At 67.1% G+C, this 18667-nt stretch carries 19 protein-coding genes; 5 read left to right on the top strand and 14 right to left on the bottom strand.

All coding sequences use genetic code 11. The features are described 5' to 3' along the window. Nucleotides 1-396: 396 nt before the first annotated feature. The 7 genes from C1707_RS26295 to C1707_RS21050 all read right to left on the bottom strand — a co-directional run bounded on the left by C1707_RS26295 (nucleotide 397) and on the right by C1707_RS21050 (nucleotide 4167). On the bottom strand, nucleotides 397-537 hold the full coding sequence (locus C1707_RS26295; RefSeq protein WP_164467425.1) for a hypothetical protein: 141 nt from the start codon (nucleotides 535-537) through the stop codon (nucleotides 397-399). A gap of 32 nt (nucleotides 538-569) precedes the next feature. Continuing rightward, nucleotides 570-956: a hypothetical protein gene (locus C1707_RS21075; RefSeq protein WP_101714691.1), complete on the bottom strand. Its 387-nt coding sequence runs from the start codon at nucleotides 954-956 to the stop codon at nucleotides 570-572. 58 nt (nucleotides 957-1014) lie between these two features. Beyond that, entirely contained in the window at nucleotides 1015-1368 is a 354-nt protein-coding gene (locus C1707_RS21070; RefSeq protein ID WP_101714692.1) for a hypothetical protein, read from the bottom strand. Continuing rightward, nucleotides 1368-1838, bottom strand: coding sequence for an SOS response-associated peptidase family protein (locus tag C1707_RS21065; protein ID WP_240633766.1), 471 nt, complete (start codon nucleotides 1836-1838; stop codon nucleotides 1368-1370). The genes C1707_RS21070 and C1707_RS21065 overlap by 1 nt, the downstream gene beginning before the upstream one ends. Before the next feature lie 386 nt (nucleotides 1839-2224). Next, nucleotides 2225-3253 (bottom strand): IS110 family RNA-guided transposase, encoded by a 1029-nt coding sequence (locus C1707_RS21060; protein WP_101714694.1) that lies wholly within the window; start codon nucleotides 3251-3253, stop codon nucleotides 2225-2227. 90 nt (nucleotides 3254-3343) lie between these two features. Further along, nucleotides 3344-3817: a hypothetical protein gene (locus C1707_RS21055; protein ID WP_101714695.1), complete on the bottom strand. Its 474-nt coding sequence runs from the start codon at nucleotides 3815-3817 to the stop codon at nucleotides 3344-3346. After that, nucleotides 3814-4167: a hypothetical protein gene (locus C1707_RS21050; RefSeq protein ID WP_101714696.1), complete on the bottom strand. Its 354-nt coding sequence runs from the start codon at nucleotides 4165-4167 to the stop codon at nucleotides 3814-3816. The genes C1707_RS21055 and C1707_RS21050 overlap by 4 nt, the downstream gene beginning before the upstream one ends. Nucleotides 4168-4428: 261 nt before the next feature. Here C1707_RS21050 and C1707_RS21045 point away from each other — a divergent pair, with 261 nt between their 5' ends. Both C1707_RS21045 and C1707_RS21040 read left to right on the top strand, forming a co-directional pair. Further along, nucleotides 4429-4785, top strand: a complete 357-nt coding sequence (locus tag C1707_RS21045; protein ID WP_101714697.1) for a hypothetical protein — start codon at nucleotides 4429-4431, stop codon at nucleotides 4783-4785. A gap of 56 nt (nucleotides 4786-4841) precedes the next feature. Beyond that, nucleotides 4842-5417 (top strand): YbhB/YbcL family Raf kinase inhibitor-like protein, encoded by a 576-nt coding sequence (locus C1707_RS21040; protein WP_101714698.1) that lies wholly within the window; start codon nucleotides 4842-4844, stop codon nucleotides 5415-5417. An 84-nt stretch (nucleotides 5418-5501) separates the two neighbouring features. On the opposite strand, the gene C1707_RS21035 is transcribed toward C1707_RS21040, so the two are convergent. The 4 genes from C1707_RS21035 to C1707_RS21020 form a co-directional block, all read right to left on the bottom strand. Next, complete coding sequence (locus tag C1707_RS21035; RefSeq protein WP_101714699.1) at nucleotides 5502-5765, bottom strand: DksA/TraR family C4-type zinc finger protein; 264 nt, start codon at nucleotides 5763-5765, stop codon at nucleotides 5502-5504. A 126-nt stretch (nucleotides 5766-5891) separates the two neighbouring features. Further along, a complete protein-coding gene (locus tag C1707_RS21030; protein WP_205686797.1) occupies nucleotides 5892-7826 on the bottom strand; it encodes a hybrid sensor histidine kinase/response regulator in 1935 nt (644 codons plus the stop codon). 171 nt (nucleotides 7827-7997) lie between these two features. Then, nucleotides 7998-8207 carry a hypothetical protein gene (locus C1707_RS21025; RefSeq protein ID WP_101714701.1) on the bottom strand — a complete coding sequence of 70 codons (210 nt, stop codon included), beginning with the start codon at nucleotides 8205-8207 and terminating at the stop codon, nucleotides 7998-8000. 113 nt (nucleotides 8208-8320) lie between these two features. Beyond that, nucleotides 8321-8971, bottom strand: coding sequence for a DUF6766 family protein (locus tag C1707_RS21020; protein WP_101714702.1), 651 nt, complete (start codon nucleotides 8969-8971; stop codon nucleotides 8321-8323). A gap of 558 nt (nucleotides 8972-9529) precedes the next feature. On the opposite strand from C1707_RS21020, the gene C1707_RS21015 reads away from it, so the two are divergent. Then, nucleotides 9530-11320: an ATP-binding response regulator gene (locus C1707_RS21015; RefSeq protein ID WP_101714703.1), complete on the top strand. Its 1791-nt coding sequence runs from the start codon at nucleotides 9530-9532 to the stop codon at nucleotides 11318-11320. A gap of 51 nt (nucleotides 11321-11371) precedes the next feature. Then, a complete protein-coding gene (locus C1707_RS21010) occupies nucleotides 11372-13570 on the top strand; it encodes a PAS domain S-box protein (protein WP_101714704.1) in 2199 nt (732 codons plus the stop codon). A gap of 10 nt (nucleotides 13571-13580) precedes the next feature. On the opposite strand, the gene C1707_RS21005 is transcribed toward C1707_RS21010, so the two are convergent. The 3 genes from C1707_RS21005 to C1707_RS20995 all read right to left on the bottom strand — a co-directional run bounded on the left by C1707_RS21005 (nucleotide 13581) and on the right by C1707_RS20995 (nucleotide 18022). Further along, nucleotides 13581-15035, bottom strand: a complete 1455-nt coding sequence (locus tag C1707_RS21005; RefSeq protein WP_164467424.1) for a sensor histidine kinase — start codon at nucleotides 15033-15035, stop codon at nucleotides 13581-13583. Between the two features lie 268 nt (nucleotides 15036-15303). Beyond that, nucleotides 15304-17439, bottom strand: coding sequence for a catalase (locus tag C1707_RS21000; protein WP_101714706.1), 2136 nt, complete (start codon nucleotides 17437-17439; stop codon nucleotides 15304-15306). A gap of 46 nt (nucleotides 17440-17485) precedes the next feature. Next, a complete protein-coding gene (locus tag C1707_RS20995) occupies nucleotides 17486-18022 on the bottom strand; it encodes a hemerythrin domain-containing protein (RefSeq protein ID WP_101714707.1) in 537 nt (178 codons plus the stop codon). 156 nt (nucleotides 18023-18178) lie between these two features. On the opposite strand from C1707_RS20995, the gene C1707_RS20990 reads away from it, so the two are divergent. After that, nucleotides 18179-18436, top strand: coding sequence for a GlsB/YeaQ/YmgE family stress response membrane protein (locus C1707_RS20990; protein ID WP_101714708.1), 258 nt, complete (start codon nucleotides 18179-18181; stop codon nucleotides 18434-18436). Nucleotides 18437-18667: the final 231 nt, after the last annotated feature.

Genomic DNA, 18667 nt, shown 5'->3' with positions numbered 1-18667 from the left:
ATGTTCCATCTTTGTTCTCATGACGCTTGGCGAGTCAATCAGCCCTGGCGTGCGGCGCGGCGCCGCGCCACGACGGAGTCTCAATCCCGGCAAGGGATTGGCGGGATTCAAATTTTTGCGGGCGTCCGAGTCTGACGCAGGATGCCCGCCGTTATCGCCGTCTATGGCCGGACGAGGTCGGGCGGCGTGTCGTAGGGCCGGCCATCGTCGGGACTCGGCATCGGCGAAGCCGGCATGGGATCTTCGAACGGGATCACCGGGTCGTCGAATTCAGGCCTGGGCGAGCCTGGCGGGACTTCGCTCGGTGGTCGGCCGGGTGCGGGATCGGGCGTCGGAGAGGCAGGATCGGTCATGTGAAGAGAACGCTCAGCGGGCAGGCCCGCTCCCCGTTCGCATCTAGCCGAAGGCCCAGCGCGCCAGGACGATACGGCGGCCGGGCTGAGAAAGGCCGTGAAGCAACACCAGTTCCGTTGGACGCCACCGGATCGGGGTGATGGCCGTCGTCGGGACCGGGCTGGCGGTTTGCAGGAACGCCATCTGGGCGCGCCATTCAAGACCGACGCTTCGGCCTAGGCCCGAATGTTCCAGAGCCCCGGCCAGCGCCTGGCGTAGCTCGCCCAACGCCGGCGGTTGGGGGCCGGTGAAGCTCGCCCGCCAGCGACCCGGGACGCCTCGACACCGTCGAAGACCAGGTCGAAAGGCGCCGGCAGGGCCACGCGGCGGGCCGCTTCCTGGGCCTGGCGGACGATGCCACGGGGCAAGGCTGGATAGGGACCGAACTCAAAGAGGCTGAGCGAGAACTGATCGGGGCGCGCCTGGCGTCCGGCCAGGCGGTGGTTCTCCGCGAACGCCGCGGCGGCTTGCGCCAAGGCCGATCCCGTGGCGGGGTCGGGCAGCAGCGCCAACGCCAGAGCGTCCGGCGGAGCGCCGGTTTGGGCGTCGATGTCACTCACCATGGCAGGGGTTTATCCCAGGCCCGGCCCGCTCGCCATGCCGGGCTTGAAGGGGGCGTCTCTAGTCCTCGGCATGGCCCAGCGCCTCGATGCGGCGGGGTGGGTCCTGGCGGACGGCGGCCCAGACGGCTCTGGCCAGTCGGTCCTGGTAGGCGGCCAGTTCGTCGGCGGCGGCGCTTTGCTCCAGGGCCGCGAGAAGCCTGAGGCGCGCCTGGACGAGCTGTTCATCATCGCTCAGCTCGGCTTCCTTGTGCATGGCCAGGGCCGCCTGAGCGGCCCGCCGCGTCCAGCCCTCGAGCGGGCCGATGAAGTCGGCGCTCAGGATCGGCGCGCCAAATCCGCGGTGCACGCTAAAGCCCAGCGCCAACACGCCTTGCCGCACCACCTGCGGCCAGTAATCGACCGGCGCGTCCATCAGCTGAAGAGGCCCGGCGGCTCGGGCGGAGGAAAGTCGCGCTCGACGCAAAGCCCGCCGGCCGGCAGCGCCGTCAGGATCTCCGCGGCCGGGCGCGAGAGGTCTAGCCACTCGCGGCCGCGCTGAGCCGGCAGGACCACCACCTGGCGGTCGTGATAGGGGGCGATGTCGGGGCCTGGCGCTGTGGTCAGCATGGTGAAGGCGTCTTGCTTGACGATGCCGGCGATCCAGAACACCGGCTCGCCCGGCACGGTGAACTTCCAGCGGGTCTTGCGCTTTTGGCCCGGCTGCGGCGCGGTAAACTCGTAGAAGCCATCGGTGGGGATCAGCACGCGGTCGGACTTGGAGAAATCACGGTCCTCGCTGACATAGTTGAAAACCGGACCTTTATTTCCAGGCCAGCCCCACTTGGTCATCGACACCACGGCCTGATCGCCGACATGGCGCAGGATTGGGGCGACCTCGGTCATGCGAATTTCCGGACGCGGCTCGAAATTGCTCGCCTGACCTTCCCAGACCACAGGCAGCTTGAGCACCATGGACCACAGATCGAAGAGGTCTCCGGTCTTGAGGCTGTAGAGATTGCAGATGTGGACGGCCCCCCGCTTGCAGTGAACGCGCAGACTGTCTGACCTAACGCTTGCTATCAGATGTCCGGCCTGTTTGCGCGAGAAGCTCGCTGGCCAAGATGGTGTTCGCTACGCGCGCTCCAAACACATTGGCGACATCGGGATGCCAGTGCAATCTTCGGAATGTCGCGCGTACCGACCAATAGGTCGTTTCCATCTGTTCGTTCGTGCAAGTTTCCTGGGCGGTCCGGGTGCAGCCTCTTTGGCTTCCGGGCGCCGGTCTCAGATCAGGTCGGGTTCAGTGCTGCGGGCCGGATGTAGACTCCGCCCGACACCATCAGCCGCCAAGCAATCCTGGCGAACTTGTTGGCCAATGCGACCGCGACCAGCTTGGGCGGCTTCCGCTCCATGAGCCTGGCCAGCCAGGGCGATGGCTTTGTATGCCCGAGGCGCACATGGCGCAGCAGCGCTGTGGCCCCGACGATCAGCGTTGACCGGATCGATGGATCTCCAGCCTTGGTGATCCCGCCGAGTCTTGATCGACCGCCTGTCGAATGGTCTCGCGGCGTGAGCCCCAGCCAGGCGGCGAAGTCGCGCCCGGAGCCGAAGGTCTGCGCCGGCGGCGCCTTCATGCTCAGCAACGTTGAGCCGATAGGGCCGACGCCGGGAATGGTGGCGATGCGCCGGCTCAGCTCGTCGGCGCGGTGCCACTTCATCAGCTTCGCGTCGATCTCCGCCAGGCGCGCCTCTACCGCGGCGTACTCCTTGGCTTGAAACTGGAAGAGCTCGCGCGCCAGCTCCGGCAGCGTGTCATCTTCGAGGACGCGCGCGATCAGGCCACTGACGTTCTGCCGGCCGGACGGGCCCACAATCCCGAACTCCGCCGCATAACTCCGAAAAGCGTTGCTGAGCTGCGACTTCACCATGACGAGCCGCTCGCGCACCGTCATCAACATGCAGGCCGCCTGACGGTCCTTGGACTTCACAGGCACGAAACGCATGGTCGGCCTGGTGACGGCCTCGCAGAGCGCTTCGGCGTCGGCCGCGTCGTTCTTCCCGCGCTTTACGTACGGCTTCACGTACTGCGGCGGGATCAGCTTCACCTCGTGGCCGAACGACTCCAGGAGCCGCGCCCAATGGTGGGAACTACCGCAGGACTCGATCGCGACAAGGGCCGGCGGAAGGTTCTCGAAATAGCGGATCATGTCGGCGCGCCGGAGCTGGCGACGAAGAACTACAACCTCGTTCTCATCCACTCCGTGGAGCTGGAACACGGACTTAGCCGTGTCCATGCCGATACGCACTGGTGTGACCATGTGGCTCTCCTCTCGACTGGCTTGTTGACGCTAAGCGCCATCAAACCGTTGGGATGAGAGGCCGTCCACACCAACACATGGCCCGGCTCGCTAATGCTTGGCGGCGGGTTTGACGAGACTCGCCAAGACCCGCGCGTTGGCCTCCGCGGCCTCCTCAACAACGGTCGCGGCGACGTGCGGTTCGAGCGCCTTGGCCCCAGGCGCGAAGCCCAGCGCCCACTTGAACCGGAACGGCCTGTCGCGCCGGTCATCGTCCTGGATCGTGAGGGTCAGGGTGTGGGCGGCCTGGATCGGAATGAACAGCGGAAAGGCGATCACGCTCATCCCCCGTCCGGTGGCGAAGTCGAACGGGACCATGAGGCCAAGGTCCGCTGAAGCCAGGCTCACGCGGCCACGCGTTTGTCGTTTGTCGACGTCCAGATGCAAGGCGATCCAGACCTCCAGGAGGCCCGGCAGGCTCTGAGCCAGCAGGACCGCACCGTGGATGCCCAGATAGTCGGTCAGGCCATTGGCCCGCCGTTCGACCTTGTCGCAGATCACCGCCGAGCGGACCGCGGTGATCATGGCGCCGTCTTCAGCCAGACCCTGGCCCACCAGGCCGAGCCGTCATCGCGATCGTACTCGATCTCGAACGCTTCGACCGTGGGATGAAAATGCCAGAAGCCGATCGGCGGCGCGTCGCCGACATTATGGAATTCGATGTCATGGGCACGGTCGGGAACCGGACGCGGTGTCCGTCCGAATTCCGCGATCTCGCAGGCGCGCGGCGGCCTTAGCCAGACCTCGACGAAGGTGGCGTCGTAGCCGTCGCTCGGAGCGACCCTGTAGTCGGTGATCCAGGGTGCGAGCGACCAGAGGGCCTCGTCGTGTTCTGGGGCGAAGAAGGCGCCGTCTGGGGGGGAGCGGTCAGGCACGTCCAGGCAAATCTCCAGGTCACCGCGATCTTAGGACAGGGCGCCGGGGCGTCAAATCTTCATGGGCCGTAAGCGACCGAGGCCTCAATCTCGCCGTCCGTGGCTGGCTTTTTTCGCCGCGACGTTTCATCCCCAGCAATCGAGCAGGATGTGAACGAAGCCGGAACTTTCCCCTTGAGGCGCAAGCGCGTCAACGGGCAATCTAGAAACCCGTCGATCAGGCGCTGGGGCGCGAGCGCGGCGGCCACTTGAGGAGTTGAAGTGTCGGGCGGCGTGGAGGGCGCATTTCTGGACGTGGCGTTGGAGATCGGTCTAGCGCAGGCGATCGCCCAGTTGCGCAAGGACATCGATCGGGCGATCGACCAATTGCCCGACACCGCAGCCGCGGGGCGTTATCGCGATCGCCTGACGGCTCAGCGCGCGGCCCTGCGCGAGCCGACCTTGCGCCATAGCGCCGCCCTGGTGGTGTCGCTGTGCGACAAGGACCCGGCCCTGACGCCCCGGGTTCGCCCGGCCTTCGCCGCCCTGGTCGCCCGCCATCCCGAGCTCGCCCGCTTCTATGGGCAACTCCCCGCCGATCCGTCGGTCAAGGATATGCGCGCCACTGATCGATCTTGAGATCGCGCTGAACGAACACGACGCTCAGCGGTTTGCCTCGTGAACAGGAGGCCGCCATGCTCGAGAAGATTCCCCACGGCGTCGGCCGCGCGCTGCGCGGAGTGCGGGCCGGTTTCGAGAAGGTGGCCAGCGAAGATCGCGCCTTCGCCGGCCTCGCCGACACCATCGCCCTGACCAGCGACGCCTTCGACGATGGCGGCGCCTTGCCGCCGCGGTTCACGGCCGATGGGGAGGGCCTTTCGCCGCCCCTGAGCTGGACCAACCTGCCGCCCGGAGCCGCCGCGGCGGCCCTGCTGGTCGAGGACCCGGACGCCCCGGCGCTTGAGCCCTTGGTGCACCTGCTGGCCTGGGACCTGCCGGCCGACCTCATCGCCTTGCCCGAAGGCCAGCTGCGCAGCCCCGGGCATGATGGGCTCGACGAGTCGCTTGGCAAAAACAGCTTCCTGCAAGCTGGCTGGCTGCCGCCCGACCCGCCCACCGGCCACGGACCGCATCTCTATGTCTTCCAGCTCTTCGCCCTGGACCGGAAGCTAGCGTTCGAGGCGCCGCCGAGCCGGGGGCGCTTTCTGAAGGCTATCGAGGGCCACGTGCTGGCCAAGGGCATGCTGGTGGCCACCCACGAGCGGCCGTAGCTCAGTCGGTTCGATGGCGGGCCGGGCGGCATAGGCCGCGGCCCTAAAGGGCGGTGGCGTCCGATCGTATGGGCCAGACACGGCTCAGCGCAGCTGGCTATCCTTGCTGCCGCGCCGATTAATGCCGCCGATCACCACCTGCTTGTCGCGGCCGGCCTGGCAGTCGATGCAGGTGCGACAGCCGGGTAGGGCGAGGCGTCGCGCCTGGGGGATGTCCTCGCCGCATTCGACGCAGAAGAGCGCGCTCTCGCCGCTTGGCAGGCGCGCGCGGGCATGCAGGACGCCGTCGATCACCGTGTCCTCGATCTGGTCGAGAACGCCTCCGTCATGAGTCCAGCCACCGGCCATGAAACCTGAAAACTCCTCATCCTTGTCAGCGACTTAGATAAGAAATCTTCAGGCGATCGCCAGCGGGTCCGACCGTCCGGGCCGCGGTCAGATTGTCGCGGCGGGGCGTCGGGGTTCCGGCCGGGGCTAGTCCGCGGAAAGAGCCGCGCCCTCGCGGGCGACCGCCTCTTGCGCCAGGATGCGCATCAGGCTCTCCAGGGTGTAGGGCTTCTTGAGGAGCGGGAAGCCGTGAGCGCCGTCTTCGGCCAGGACATGGCTATAGCCGCTGGTCAGGATGACCCTGACCTTTGGCCAGCGCTCGCGCACCTGGCCAGCCAGCTCCACGCCGCTCATGCCGGGCATCACGACATCGGTGAACACCAGCTCGAAACGCGCGGACGGCTTTTCCAGGGCCGTCAGCGCGCTTTGCGCGTCGCCGACGCGGGTGACGGCGTGGCCCATCTCCTCTAGCATCGTGGCCGCGAACTGGCCGACCTCCAGATTGTCCTCGACCAGCAGGATCCGTAGCGGCGGGGTCTTGACGTCGACGGATTGGCGCGAGGGCGTCGCGGGCTCCTGGCGCGCCGACATAGGCAGGTAGAGGGTGAAGGTGGAGCCGGCCCCTTCGAGGCTGGAGACGGCGACCTCGCCGCGCGACTGCTTGGCGAAACCGTAGACTTGGCTCAGCCCCAGGCCTGTGCCCCGATTGACAGCTTTGGTGGTGAAGAACGGCTCGAAGATGTGCGCCAGGGTCTCGGCTGACATGCCCGTGCCGGTGTCGGCGATGGCGACGGCCGCGAACTCACCCGGGGCCGCGGCATGGCCGCGAACGGCCGGCACGCCCGGGGCCCGGCTGGCGCGAATGCGGATCGCCCCCCCGCTGGGCATGGCGTCGCGGGCGTTGACCACCATGTTGATGATCGCCGTGTCGAACTGCCCAGGATCGGCCTTGATCCAAAGTTCGGGCCCGTCAAAGCCGAGCTCGAGAGTGATCGAGGCGTCAGCCGAGGCGGCGATGATCTGGCGCAGGCCTTCCAGCCGCTCGACGATGTTGAAGCTCTCCGGCTGCAGGGGCTGGCGTCGCGCGAACGCGAGAAGCTGGCTGGTCAGCAGAGCCGCGCGCTCCGACGCCGAGGCGATGGCGTCGACATATTTCTGGCGCCGGGGATCTTGCTCGCCCCGCTGGAGGAACTCCGCCGAGGAGCGGATGACCGTCAGCAGGTTGTTGAAGTCGTGCGCCACCCCGCCGGTCAGGCGGCCGATCGCTTCCATCTTCTGAGCCTGGGACAGGGCTTCGCGCGTGCGTTCGATCTCCTCAAGGGCCCGGCGCTTTTCGGTGATGTCGCGCGTGACCTTGGCAAAGCCCAGGAGCTTGCCCGCCTCGTCGTGGATCGGATCGATCAGCACATGGGCCCAGAAGCGCTCGCCGTCCTTGCGCACCCGCACGGCCTCGCCCTCGAACTTGCCCTCGCGCACCGCCGTGGCCAGGGCGCGTTCGGGCGCACCGTTTTCGCGATCCTCTGGCGTATAGAACATCGAGAAATTGCGGCCCACCACCTCGCCGGCCTTGTAGCGCTTGATGGCTTCGGCGCCGCTGTTCCAGTTGGTGATGTTGCCCACCGGGTCGAGCATGTAGAGCGCGTAATCGCGAACGCCCTGCACCAGTCTCTGGAAGCGCTGCTCGCTCTCATAGAGCGCCGCGTCGCGCGCCTTGCGGGCCGAGACGTCGCGGGTGACCTTGGCGAAGCCGATCACTTCGCCATCCTCGATGACCGGGTCGATGACAACGTGCGTCCAAAACCGCGTGCCGTCCTTGCGCACGCGCCAGCCCTCGGCCTCGAAGCGTCCTTCGCGCGCCGCCGTCTCCAGGGCGCGGGCCGGCAATCCAGCGGCCCGGTCCTCCTCGGTGTAGAAGACCGAGAAGTGCCGACCGACGATCTCTTCGGCCTGATAGCCCTTGAAAAGGGCCGCGCCGCTGTTCCAGGTCGTCACCGTCCCGGTCGCGTCCAGAAGATAGAGCGCGTAGTCGGTGACGGCGTTGATCAGCAGGCGATGACGCTCGGCCTCATCGCGTGCGTTCAAATCCCGCGGCAGCTTCGTCATTGCACCCCTTGGCCGCTCCCCAAGGCCGCTCCTAACGTGGCGGACGGCAAAGCGCAATCGACAACGGGTTGGACGGCCAGGCCGGCTAAAGCCCGATTATCAAATGATATTTTAGCGTAGGCGGGGCGCGATCGGAGCTTGGCGCGCGATCTAGTGGGCGCAGCCCTCGGGAGGGAGGCGCGAGCGCTCGACCACATTGACAAGATCGGTTTCGCTCCAGACTTCGATGGCGCGCGCGCTGCCATGCCATCCCAGAAGCGTGTTCGCATGGCCGAGGTAGTCGCCATCTTTCAACTCAACAATATCGATGGCGGCGGCTACGCCATCCTTATTCAGGCACATGAACGTATAGGTCTGCATCGACGCCTCCACCCGCGGAGATGTTTACAGTCCTCACGACCTACGGTCTGTCCGGAAGCCAACTTTCGCTAAAGGCCCGAGGCTGGGCTTTGTTCCAAGATCGGCCTTACCCGTCAGGCGCCGGTCTGGGCGTTGGGCGCGGCTACCGGCTTGGACTCCGGGGAGTTCTTCTGGCGCAGATAGATCGACAGGACGACCAGAACGGCCGTGGACAGAAACTCGCTCTGCCAGTTCTGGAACGACTCGAACCACAGTTGCGGATCGGCGAGGTAGGCCAGGGTCGACTTGGCCGCGCCCCCGTGTTCCAGCGCCTCCTGCGTCGCCGCCTTGGCGCTAGACGTCCAGTGAAGGACGAAGGAGGCGACGAACAGCAAGGCCAGGGCAAGTCCCAGGGAATGGGCGTAGGCCCAGGCGAGCGGACCTGTTTTCCGCGCCAGGACCGGCGCCTTGGGATCGTTGCTCGGCAAGACGTCGCGCGTCGGGGCGTCGGGGTCCTTGGATTCGGAGGAGCCGCGCTGGACCAGATAGGCGGTCAGCACGACATAGACCGACATCTGCAGGAACTCGCTCTCCCAGTTCTCGAACACGGTCGAGATGAAGGCCGGGTCGGTAAGATAGGCCAATGGGCCGATCGGCGACTGGCCGTGCCGCTGCAAGTCCTCCAGCTCGACGCGCCAGCCGGTCAGCCAATGTCCGACCAGGCTCGCCAGGAACAACGCCGCCAAGGCCAGGGTGAGACCGTTCGATTTCAAGATCTTGAGCATGCCCGCGTTAAGGCCCGGACCATGACGAGGGTTCCTTCACCGCGGCTCGCCCTGAACGGCCTTGGCGGGCTCGGGCGAATGACGCTAGGCTTGGCGCGCGTTCGGGCGGGGGCTTGGGCTTGGGCGGTTTAGGGCTGGCTTGATGACCGAAGGCGGTTCTCCGGACGATGTTCGGAGCGGTGACGACGACACGCCGCGCTTCCGGGCGCGTGGCGGCGAGATGGGCGCTCGGATGCGCGCCCACGACTGGGGCGGCACGCCGCTTGGCGTTTCTGAGGGATGGCCCCAGTCGCTGAAATCGGCGGTGAGCATCATGCTCAACTCCCGTTTTCCGATCACCATCTATTGGGGGGCGGACCTGGCGCTGCTCTACAATGACGCCTGGGCGCCGATCCCGGGCGAGAAACACCCCTGGGCCCTGGGACGGCCCGGCCGCGAGGTCTGGCCGGAGATCTGGGAGACGATCGGGCCGCTCTACGCGCGCGTCATCGAAACGGGCGAGGGGATCTGGCAGGAAGACGAGCTCCTGCCCATGCACCGCCACGGCTATACCGAGGAGTGCTACTACACTTCACCTTCAGCCCGATCCAGGGCGAAGACGGCGGCGTCGCCGGCATCTTCAACGCCGTTGTCGAAACCACTGAGCGCGTGCTGTCGGAGCGTCGGTTGCGGACCCTCAGCCGCATGGGCGAGCGGGCCAACGCGGCCTTGTCGATCGAACAAGCCTGCGGCTGGATCGCCGATATCCTGGCTTCGAACACCGCTGACGTGCCGTTCGCCCTGATCTATGTGCGCGACGGCGACACGGCCCGGCTCGTCGCGGCCACCGGTCTTGCGCCAGGGGGCGTGGGCGCTCCGCTCAGTGTGAGCTTGGAGGCGGACGAGGCTTGGCCGCTAGCCGCGGCCCTAGCCAGTGCTGCAGCTGTCGCCAGCCCGCCGCCAGCGGAGCTCGACCTGCAGAACGCGGCGTGGCCCGAGCCGGTGGTCGAGGCGCTGACCTTGCCGATCCTCATCGCCGGGGAGACCGCGCCAAGCGCCTTCCTGGTCGCCGGCGCCAACCCGCGACGGCGCCTGGACGCCGACTACCGGGCGTTCTTCGACCTGGCGGCCGGGCACGTGGCCAACGCGCTCGCCAGTGCGCGCGCCTATGAGCAGGAGCGCCAGCGCGCCGAAGCCCTGGCCGCGATCGACCAGGCCAAGACGGCGTTCTTCTCCAATGTCAGCCACGAGTTCCGCACCCCCCTGACCCTGATGCTGGGACCGCTGGAAGACGCCTTGGCGCCGGGGGAGACGCTGGAGGCCGTTCAGCGCGAGCGGCTGGAGGCGGCCCATCGCAACGCCTTGCGGCTGCTGCGCCTGGTCAACACGCTGCTGGATTTCTCGCGCATCGAGGCCGGCCGTATGAAGGCCAGCTACAAGCCTACCGATCTGGCCGCCCTGACGACGGACCTGGCGTCGGCTTTTGGCTCGGCGGCCGAAAAGGCCGGCTTGGTGTTGAACGTCTCGGCCAATCCGCTCTCACGCCCCGTCTTCGTCGATCACGAGATGTGGGAGAAGATCGTCCTCAATCTCGTCTCCAACGCGTTCAAGTTCACGCTCTCCGGCCGCATCGACGTCAGTCTTGAAGAAGCGGGCGAGGTCGCCGTGCTCGTCGTTCGCGACACTGGCGTGGGCATTGCGCAGAGCGAGCTGCCCAAGCTCTTTGATCGTTTCCACCAGGTGGACGGGAGCCAAGGGCGCAGCTTCGAGGGCACGGGGATTGGTCTGGCGCTGGTCAAGGAATTAGTGACCCAGCACGGGGGCTGGATCGCCGTCGACAGCCGCGAAGGCGAGGGGACGACGTTCACCGTCACCGTGCCGTTCGGCCCCGGCCAGCTGCCCGCCGAACAGGTGCAGGCCAGCCCCGTGCAGAAGAACCCATCGGGGCGGGCCAGGGCCTTCGTCGAAGAAGCGCTGCGCTGGCTTCCCGACGCCGCCAGCAACGAGGGACGCGACGGGGCTACCGCCGCCAAGAGCGTGACGGCCAAGGTGCTCCTGGCTGACGACAACGCCGACCTGCGCGCCTATATCGGCCGAATCCTGGCCGAGCAGGGCTATGCGGTCAGCACGGCGGCTGACGGCGAAGAGGCCCTGGCCGCCCTCGCCGATGAGCGACCCAATCTGGTGCTGACCGACGTCATGATGCCCAGGCTCGACGGCTTTGGCCTGCTGGCCGCCATTCGCCGCGATCAGGCCTTGCGCGACCTGCCGGTGATCATGCTGTCGGCGCGGGCGGGCGAGGAGGCCAAGGTCGAGGGGCTCGACGCCGGCGCCGACGACTACCTGGTCAAGCCCTTCTCAGCGCGGTAACTGACGGCCCGGGTCGCCGGGGCCATCGCCACCGCGCGGCTGCGCCAGGAGATGACCCAGGCGCTGAGCGAGAGCGAGAGCCGGTTCCGCAACATGGCCGACCACGCGCCGGTGATGATGTGGGTGACCAACGGGCAAGGCGACTGCACCTATCTCAACAAGGCCTGGTACGCCTTCACGGGCCAATCGGAAGCCCAAGCGCTGGGCGCAGGCTGGCTGGAGGCCCTGCACCCCGACGATCGAGGCGCCGCGGGCGAGGCGTTCCTGGCCGCCACTGCCCGGCAGGAGGCGTTTCGCCTGGAGTATCGCCTTGGCCGGCGCGACGGATCCTACCACTGGGTGATCGACGCGGCCGCACCCCGGTTCGCCGTCGACGGCGCCTTCCTGGGCTATATCGGCTCGGTGCTCGACATCTCCGATCGCAAGGACGCCGAGACCCGTATCCGGAAAAACCAAGCCGCGCTCGAGGACCAGACCCGGGCGCTGCAGGTCCTCAACCAGGCGGCCGTCGCGGTGTCCGGGGACCTGGACCTGGAGCGCCTGGTCCAGACCGTCACCGACGCCGGGGTCGAGCTTGCGGGCGCTGAATTTGGGGCCTTTTTCTACAATCTCGTCGACGCGGCCGGAGAGAGCTATGTGCTCTACACGCTCTCGGGCGTGGACCGCTCGGCGTTCGAGGGCTTTCCGATGCCCCGAAACACCGCGGTGTTTGGACCCACTTTTGCGGGCCACGGCATCGTGCGTTCGGACGACATCACCAAGGACCCGCGGTACGGCGGCTCGGCGCCCCACCATGGCATGCCCAAGGGCCATCTGCCGGTCTGCAGTTATCTGGCCGTGCCGGTACGGTCGCGCGGTGGCGAGGTGCTCGGCGGACTGTTCTTCGCCCATTCCAAGCCGGCGATGTTTGGACCGCTGGCCGAGGAGCGCCTTGTTGGTCTGGCCAGCCAGGCGGCCGTGGCGATGGACAATGCGCGGCTCTTCCAGGCGGCCGAGCAGGAGCTGGCGCAACGCCGACGTGCGGAGGCGGAGCTGCATGCGCTGAACGCCACGCTCGAAGAGCGCGTGGCCAGCGAGATCGCCGACCGCCTGAAGGCCGAGGAGGCCCTGCGACAAGCCCAGAAGATGGAAGCCGTCGGTCAGTTGACCGGCGGCGTCGCTCACGACTTCAACAACCTTCTCACCGTGATCATCGGCGGCCTGGACACCATCAAGCGCAGTCGTCCTGGCGACGAGGCCCGTATCCAGCGCTCGGCCGACATGGCATTGCAAGGCGCCCAGCGCGCCGCCAGCCTGACCGAGCGGCTTCTGGCCTTCTCACGCCGTCAGCCCTTGGCGCCCAAGCCGGTCGACGCCAACGCTCTTGTGCGCGACATGACCGAGTTGCTCCACCGCACCTTGGGCGAGCAGATCGAGCTGGAAGGCGTCCTGACGCCGCGCCTCTGGCCGATCGAGGTCGATCAGAACCAGTTGGAGAGCGCGGTCATCAACCTGGCTGTCAATGCGCGCGACGCCATGCCCGGCGGCGGAAAGCTGACCATCGAGACCGCCAACGTCATGCTCGACCAGGCCTACAGCGACATCGACGCCGAGGTGACGCCAGGTCAATACGTCTCCATCGCGGTGAGCGACAGTGGCGCGGGCATGTCCAAGGAGACCCTGGCCCGGGTGTTCGAGCCCTTCTTCACGACCAAGGACGTCGGCAAGGGCACCGGCCTTGGCCTGTCGATGGTCTATGGCTTCGCCAAGCAGTCTGGCGGCCACGTGACGGTCTATTCGGAGGAAGGCCACGGCACGACGGTCAAGCTCTACTTCCCCCGCCATCTGGGGGAGCAGGTCGCCAGTGTCGAAGCGTCTACCGCCGCTGCGCCAAGAAGCAGCGACGGGGAAGCGGTGCTGGTGGCCGAGGACAACGAGGACGTCCGCGCCTACAGCGTCATGATCCTCGCCGAGCTCGGCTACAAGGTCATCGAGGCCGCGGATGCGGACGCGGCTATCGCGGTCCTGTCATCGGGCGCGCGACTGGACCTGCTGTTCACCGACGTCGTCCTGCCAGGCAAGAGCGGGCGGACCATCGCCGAGGCGGCCGCCAGGCTTCGGCCTGGCCTGAAGGTTCTCTTCACCACCGGCTACTCGCGTAACGCCATCGTTCACCACGGCCGTCTGGATGCGGGCGTGCAGCTGATCACCAAGCCGTTCACCTTCGAGCAGCTGGCCGGGCGGGTAAGGGACGTCCTCGACAAGCGCTAAACGCCTGCGATCAGCGCCCACGCCGGGGGAGCTTGGCGCGGATCGCGCAGACGAGGCCCTCGCGACGGAAATCCAGGCTTGCCGAACCCTTGAGCTCGCCGGCTAGGCTGCGCTCGATCATGCGCGATCCGAAGCCCCGGCGGCTCGGCGGGCTCACCGGCGGGCCGCCGATCTCGCGCCATTCGAAAGAGAGGGCATCAGGCTCGTCCAGGCTCCAGCGGATTTCGACGCGGCCCGTCTCGCCCGAGAGCGCGCCGTATTTTGCGGCGTTGGTGGCCAGTTCGTGCAGCGCCAGGGCGAACGGAACGGCTTGCACGTCGTCGAGCTGGACGAACGGACCCTCGATGCCGATGCGACCGCCGGGCAGGAACGGGTCCAGCGCTGTCCGCACCAGTTCTTCCAGGCTTCCGGCCCAGGCGGCTCCGGTGATGAGGTCGTGGGCCGCCGCCAGCGCCGTCAGACGCTGCTCGAAGGTGTCGCGCAGCGGCGAAGACCCGAATGTCTGGGCGGAGATCGCCTGGATGGTGGCCAGCAGGTTCTTGATGCGGTGGCTAAGCTCATTGTTGAGCAGGGTGGCCCGCTCCAGCGCCGCGAGGTAGCGCGTCTCGTCGGTGAACGTGCACAGCGCGTAGCTGTCGTAAGGGGTGTCGATGGGGGTGGCGCTGACCGAAAGGGTCACAAGTTCCCCATCCGGCCGACGGTAGCGCAGCGGCTCATCGACCACGGTCTCGCCGTGCAACACCGCCCGGGCGGTTGGATATTCGTGCGGCTCATAGGCCCGGCCGTCCTCATGCACCCCGCCGTAGGAGCCATAGTCTTCCAGCGTCTGGCCCAGCATGTCGTGGCCCATGATCCGCGAGGAGGCGGTGTTATAGACGAGGAGTTCGCCCCCCGGGATCGCCGCCAGGATCACCCCGACCGGCACCTGCTCGATCACCGCCATCAGGCGCGCCTCGCGCTCGCGCAGCCGCTCCTCGGCGCGCGCCCGCTCGGCGGCGTGCCAAGTGCGCCGCGCGGTCTCCGTGATTAGCGTCAAATCCGCCGCGGTCCAGTCGCGGGCAGCGACGCTGCTGACGTAGAGCCAGCCGCGCAACTGGCCTTCCACGACGAGCGGAGCCTCCACGAAGGCAGCGACGCCTATGGCCTGGAAGGCGGCGCGCACCGCGTCCTGACCGGGCAAATAGGCTGATACGTCGGGCACCACCTGAGGCTTGCCGTGGGCAAGGCTCGCGAACCGCTCGGACCCGTAGGCGTCGACGGCGTGACGACCCCGCATCGAGGGCGTGGCGCCCGACAGCCACTCGCTGGCTACGTAGCCGACCAAACGTTCCGCATCGAGCTCGACGACGCCGACGGACGCCACGTCAAGTTCGCGGCCCAGGAGTTCGCAGGCGAAATCGACGGCCGCGCGGGCGCTGGCCCGCTCGATCAGGCCATCGTGCAACGACAGCAAGAACTGGCTCACGTTGGCCTGCGCCAACGCCTCTGACATCTGCACCGGATACGCCCCACCGCGGCGCGACTGCTTGCGCCGGATTACGGCCTGAAGTGTGCCGTGCCGCACTGCGGGATTCCAGTGCGAAATGGCGTGACGTTGATCAGGCGCGGGTCGGTGGCGCCGGATCTGATCGTCTTGAGACGCCGCATCTCAAGCCGCGTGGAGGCCTGCTTCGAAGGCTCAGGTCGCGGATCGTTCCGTAGGCGGCGCCGCGCCGCCTACGGAACGGGGTCGATCAGAAGACCTTACGCACGAGCGGCTCGCGCGCCCAGACCCGGCCAGCCTCCGCGGCGGCGATGAAGTCGCTCACCGCCTTGGTCGGCAGATTGATCAAGCCGGTATCGGCGTCTGGATTGGCGTCGGAAAGGCCGCCCTTGACGAAAAGCGGCGCGGCGGCGGGCAGGTAGGCGATGACCTTCAGGTGGCCAAAGGCGTCGCGCACGAAATTGACCGCCGTCGCCTCCAGCGCCAAGGCCGCACCGCCCTCGTCTGAAGGCAGGATGGCTACGGCGTCAAACAACACCGAGGGGCCGCCGTCGACCCGGAAGTCCGCCGGGATCAGCTGGCCGCCAGCCGTGGTCACCCCGGTGATGGTCGGGGCGATGATGGCCAGCTTGGCGCCGGCCGCTTCGACGGCCGCCTTCAGATCGTCGAGCAGGGCGTCATCGACCCCGTCGGTGACCAGGGCACCGATCTTGCGGCCTTTCAGGCCCGGAGCGGCCTTGGCCAGGATGCTGAGGGCCGGCGAAAGCTCCAGGTCCTGGGCGGGGACCGGCGCCGGGGCCGGAACGATCGGGTCCTTGACGCCCAGGCCCGCGGCGACCCGCGCGGCCAGGCTCTCGTCGATATTGATCAGGCGCGCCAGCATCGCCGTGCGCACCCGCGCCACGTTGCATTTGGAAAGCTCGAAGATCAGGGCCGCGACGATGTGGTCCCGCTCGGGCTCGGTCTGGCTGAGGAAGAACTGCCGCGCCTGGCTGTAATGGTCGGCGAAGGTCTCGGGCCGCACGCGCAGCTGCTCGCCGGTCTCCAGATTGGGGAAGGTGCGATAGCCGCTGGCCTGACTTTCGCGCTTGATGTCTTCGCCCAGGCTGGACGGTTCGTAGTTCACCTGGCCCTTGGGCACGGCCATCTGCATGTGGCCGTCGCGCTGCAGGTTGTGGAACGGGCAGCGCGGCTGATTGATCGGGATCTGGTGGAAGTTGGCCGAGCCCAGCCGCTTGAGCTGGGTGTCCTGGTAGGAGAACAGGCGTCCCTGCAGCAGCGGATCGTTGGTGAAGTCGATGCCCGGCACCACGTGCGAGGCGCAGTAGGCGACCTGTTCGGTCTCGGCGAAGAAGTTGTCGGGGTTGCGGTCCAGCACCATGCGGCCGACCACCCGCAGCGGGATGACTTCCTCGGGGATGATCTTGGTGGCGTCGAGCACGTCGAAGGGCAGGGCGTCGGCCTGTTCCTGGGAGAAGGTCTGCAGGCAGAACTCCCACTCGGGGAAGTCGCCGGTGTCGATCGCCTCCCAGAGGTCGCGGCGGTGGAAGTCCGGATCCGCGCCGTTGATCTTCAGCGCCTCGTCCCAGACCACCGACTGCGAGTTCAGCTTGGGTCGCCAGTGGAACTTGACGAAGGTGCTCTGGCCCTGGGCGTTGACCAGGCGGAAGGTGTGGACCCCGAAGCCTTCCATCATCCGGTAGGAGCGGGGGATCGTTCGGTCCGACATGATCCACATGATCATGTGCATGCTCTCGGGCGTCAGCGAGATATAGTCCCAGAAGGTGTCGTGGGCGGTCTGGGCCTGGGGGAACTCGCGATCGGGATCTTGCTTGGCCGCGTGGATCAGGTCGGGAAACTTGATGGCGTCCTGGATGAAGAACACCGGGATGTTGTTGCCGACGAGATCGAAGTTGCCTTGCTGGGTGTAGAACTTGACGGCAAAGCCGCGGACGTCCCGGGCCAGGTCCATCGAACCCTTGTTGCCCGCCACCGTCGAGAAACGCGTGAACACCGGGATCCGCTCGCCAGGACGCTGCAGGAAGTCGGCGGTGGTGATGTCCGAGCAATCCTCCAGGCACTCGAAGAAGCCATGGGCCGCCGACCCGCGCGCATGGACCACCCGCTCGGGAATGCGCTCGTGATCGAAGTGCATGATCTTCTCGCGCAGGATGAAGTCCTGCAGCAGAACCGGACCGCGCGCGCCGGCCTTCAGCGAGTTCTGGTTGTCGCCGATCGGCACACCCTGATTTGTGGTGAGCTGGGTCGGCTCGCCGTCGGCTTGCTGATGCAGTTCGCCGCCGGGCGGCGTCAGCGTCTCGATGCCGGTCGTGGTGTCGGGCGCGGCGAGCGGCGGCGCGGCGGGCGCCTTGGGCTTGGTGGGCATGGTCGGTCCTGATTTTGGGAAGGCGGCGTGAAGCGAAGGAGAGCGGCTAGGCGCGCGGCGGCGGTGCGAGCTGCACCATCAGTTCGGCTTTGCGGGCGGCGAGCTTGGCGCCGAGGGCGATCAGATCCAGATCGGTGGCGCGGACTTCGGGAAAGAGCTCGCTTTCCTCCTCGTCGACGTGGTGGCGGACCTGCTCGCCCAGGACCTTGACCTTGGCGTCATAGAGCGGCTGACCCGGCAGCCCCGCCTCGATCTGGGCGATCAGGGTCTTGGCGCCCATGTGCTCGACGATGGCCTCGTCGATCAGGTCGCCATCACCGGTCTTCTCGCGCGCTGGCGGGTAGAAGAATTCTTCTTCGATCTGGGTGTGGACCTTCAAGGCCAGGCAGATCTTGTCGGCCAGGGCCTTCTTTTCGGCGTCGTCGGTCAGCGTCTCATATTGCTCGAAATAGCCGTCGACCTCGCGGTGATCGGCCTCCAGCAGCGCGATGGCGTCCTGGACGGCGGACGAAGGGGGACGCGCGCTCTTGCGCGCCGCGCGCGCGGTTTTCTGCTTGGCTTTGGTCTTGGCCGTCGTCGCCATGAGGTTGCTTTCGAATGGGGTTGAGCCGCGCGACTACAACCGCCCATCCGCGAGCCTGTTCCGCGAGAACCCGGCTTGACCTAGGGGAACCATCCCTTGGGCCTGAGCCTTGTTTGGGTCTCGCCGGCAACGGCGCACAGCAATGGAGACACCCCTATGTCCATCCTGGCTTGGGTCGTTCTTGGCCTCGTCGCCGGCTTCATCGCCAGCAAGCTCGTCAACCGCTCGGGCGGCAGTCTGGTTCTCGACCTCGTGCTCGGCATCGTCGGCGCCGTGGTCGGCGGGTTCCTGTTCAACCAGTTCGGCAGCGCCGGCGTGACCGGTTTCAATCTCTACAGCCTGCTGGTCGCCACCGTGGGCGCCGCGGTCGTGCTTTTGATCTACCACCTGTTTACCGGCCGACGCGCCCTCTAGGCTCGGCGCCCCTCAGACTGAACGGCCCTCGGTTTCACGCCGAGGGCCTTTTCGTGCGAGCTGATCATGCCGCCGCATTGGGCGAGGCGCCGCGATGGTCTTCGTGTCCCGTCGCGGCGGCGGACGACTGCCCAACTGCGCGCTGGAACCCATGGTCAGGCCGCGATCAAGCCGGCACGTCCCTCCGTCGGTCTAGGTCTATCGCTGAGGCTCTTGCCGAAGCTGGCGATG

This window comes from Caulobacter flavus (assembly GCF_003722335.1).
GTDB lineage: Bacteria > Pseudomonadota > Alphaproteobacteria > Caulobacterales > Caulobacteraceae > Caulobacter > Caulobacter flavus.
The sequence above is the reverse complement of the archived record's forward strand: the minus strand, read 5'-3'. Positions and strand labels throughout refer to the sequence as shown.

Coding starts and splice junctions, on each gene's coding strand:
- C1707_RS21070 (WP_101714692.1), bottom strand. CDS start 1,368: ATGGACGCGCCGGTCGATTACTGGCCGCAGGTGGTGCGGCAAGGCGTG.
- C1707_RS21000 (WP_101714706.1), bottom strand. CDS start 17,439: ATGCCCACCAAGCCCAAGGCGCCCGCCGCGCCGCCGCTCGCCGCGCCC.
- C1707_RS21020 (WP_101714702.1), bottom strand. CDS start 8,971: ATGCTCAAGATCTTGAAATCGAACGGTCTCACCCTGGCCTTGGCGGCG.
- C1707_RS21035 (WP_101714699.1), bottom strand. CDS start 5,765: ATGGCCGGTGGCTGGACTCATGACGGAGGCGTTCTCGACCAGATCGAG.
- C1707_RS20990 (WP_101714708.1), top strand. CDS start 18,179: ATGTCCATCCTGGCTTGGGTCGTTCTTGGCCTCGTCGCCGGCTTCATC.
- C1707_RS21040 (WP_101714698.1), top strand. CDS start 4,842: ATGCTCGAGAAGATTCCCCACGGCGTCGGCCGCGCGCTGCGCGGAGTG.
- C1707_RS21075 (WP_101714691.1), bottom strand. CDS start 956: ATGGTGAGTGACATCGACGCCCAAACCGGCGCTCCGCCGGACGCTCTG.
- C1707_RS21025 (WP_101714701.1), bottom strand. CDS start 8,207: ATGCAGACCTATACGTTCATGTGCCTGAATAAGGATGGCGTAGCCGCC.
- C1707_RS21065 (WP_240633766.1), bottom strand. CDS start 1,838: ATGACCGAGGTCGCCCCAATCCTGCGCCATGTCGGCGATCAGGCCGTG.
- C1707_RS20995 (WP_101714707.1), bottom strand. CDS start 18,022: ATGGCGACGACGGCCAAGACCAAAGCCAAGCAGAAAACCGCGCGCGCG.
- C1707_RS21010 (WP_101714704.1), top strand. CDS start 11,372: ATGACCCAGGCGCTGAGCGAGAGCGAGAGCCGGTTCCGCAACATGGCC.
- C1707_RS21060 (WP_101714694.1), bottom strand. CDS start 3,253: ATGGTCACACCAGTGCGTATCGGCATGGACACGGCTAAGTCCGTGTTC.
- C1707_RS26295 (WP_164467425.1), bottom strand. CDS start 537: ATGGCGTTCCTGCAAACCGCCAGCCCGGTCCCGACGACGGCCATCACC.
- C1707_RS21055 (WP_101714695.1), bottom strand. CDS start 3,817: ATGATCACCGCGGTCCGCTCGGCGGTGATCTGCGACAAGGTCGAACGG.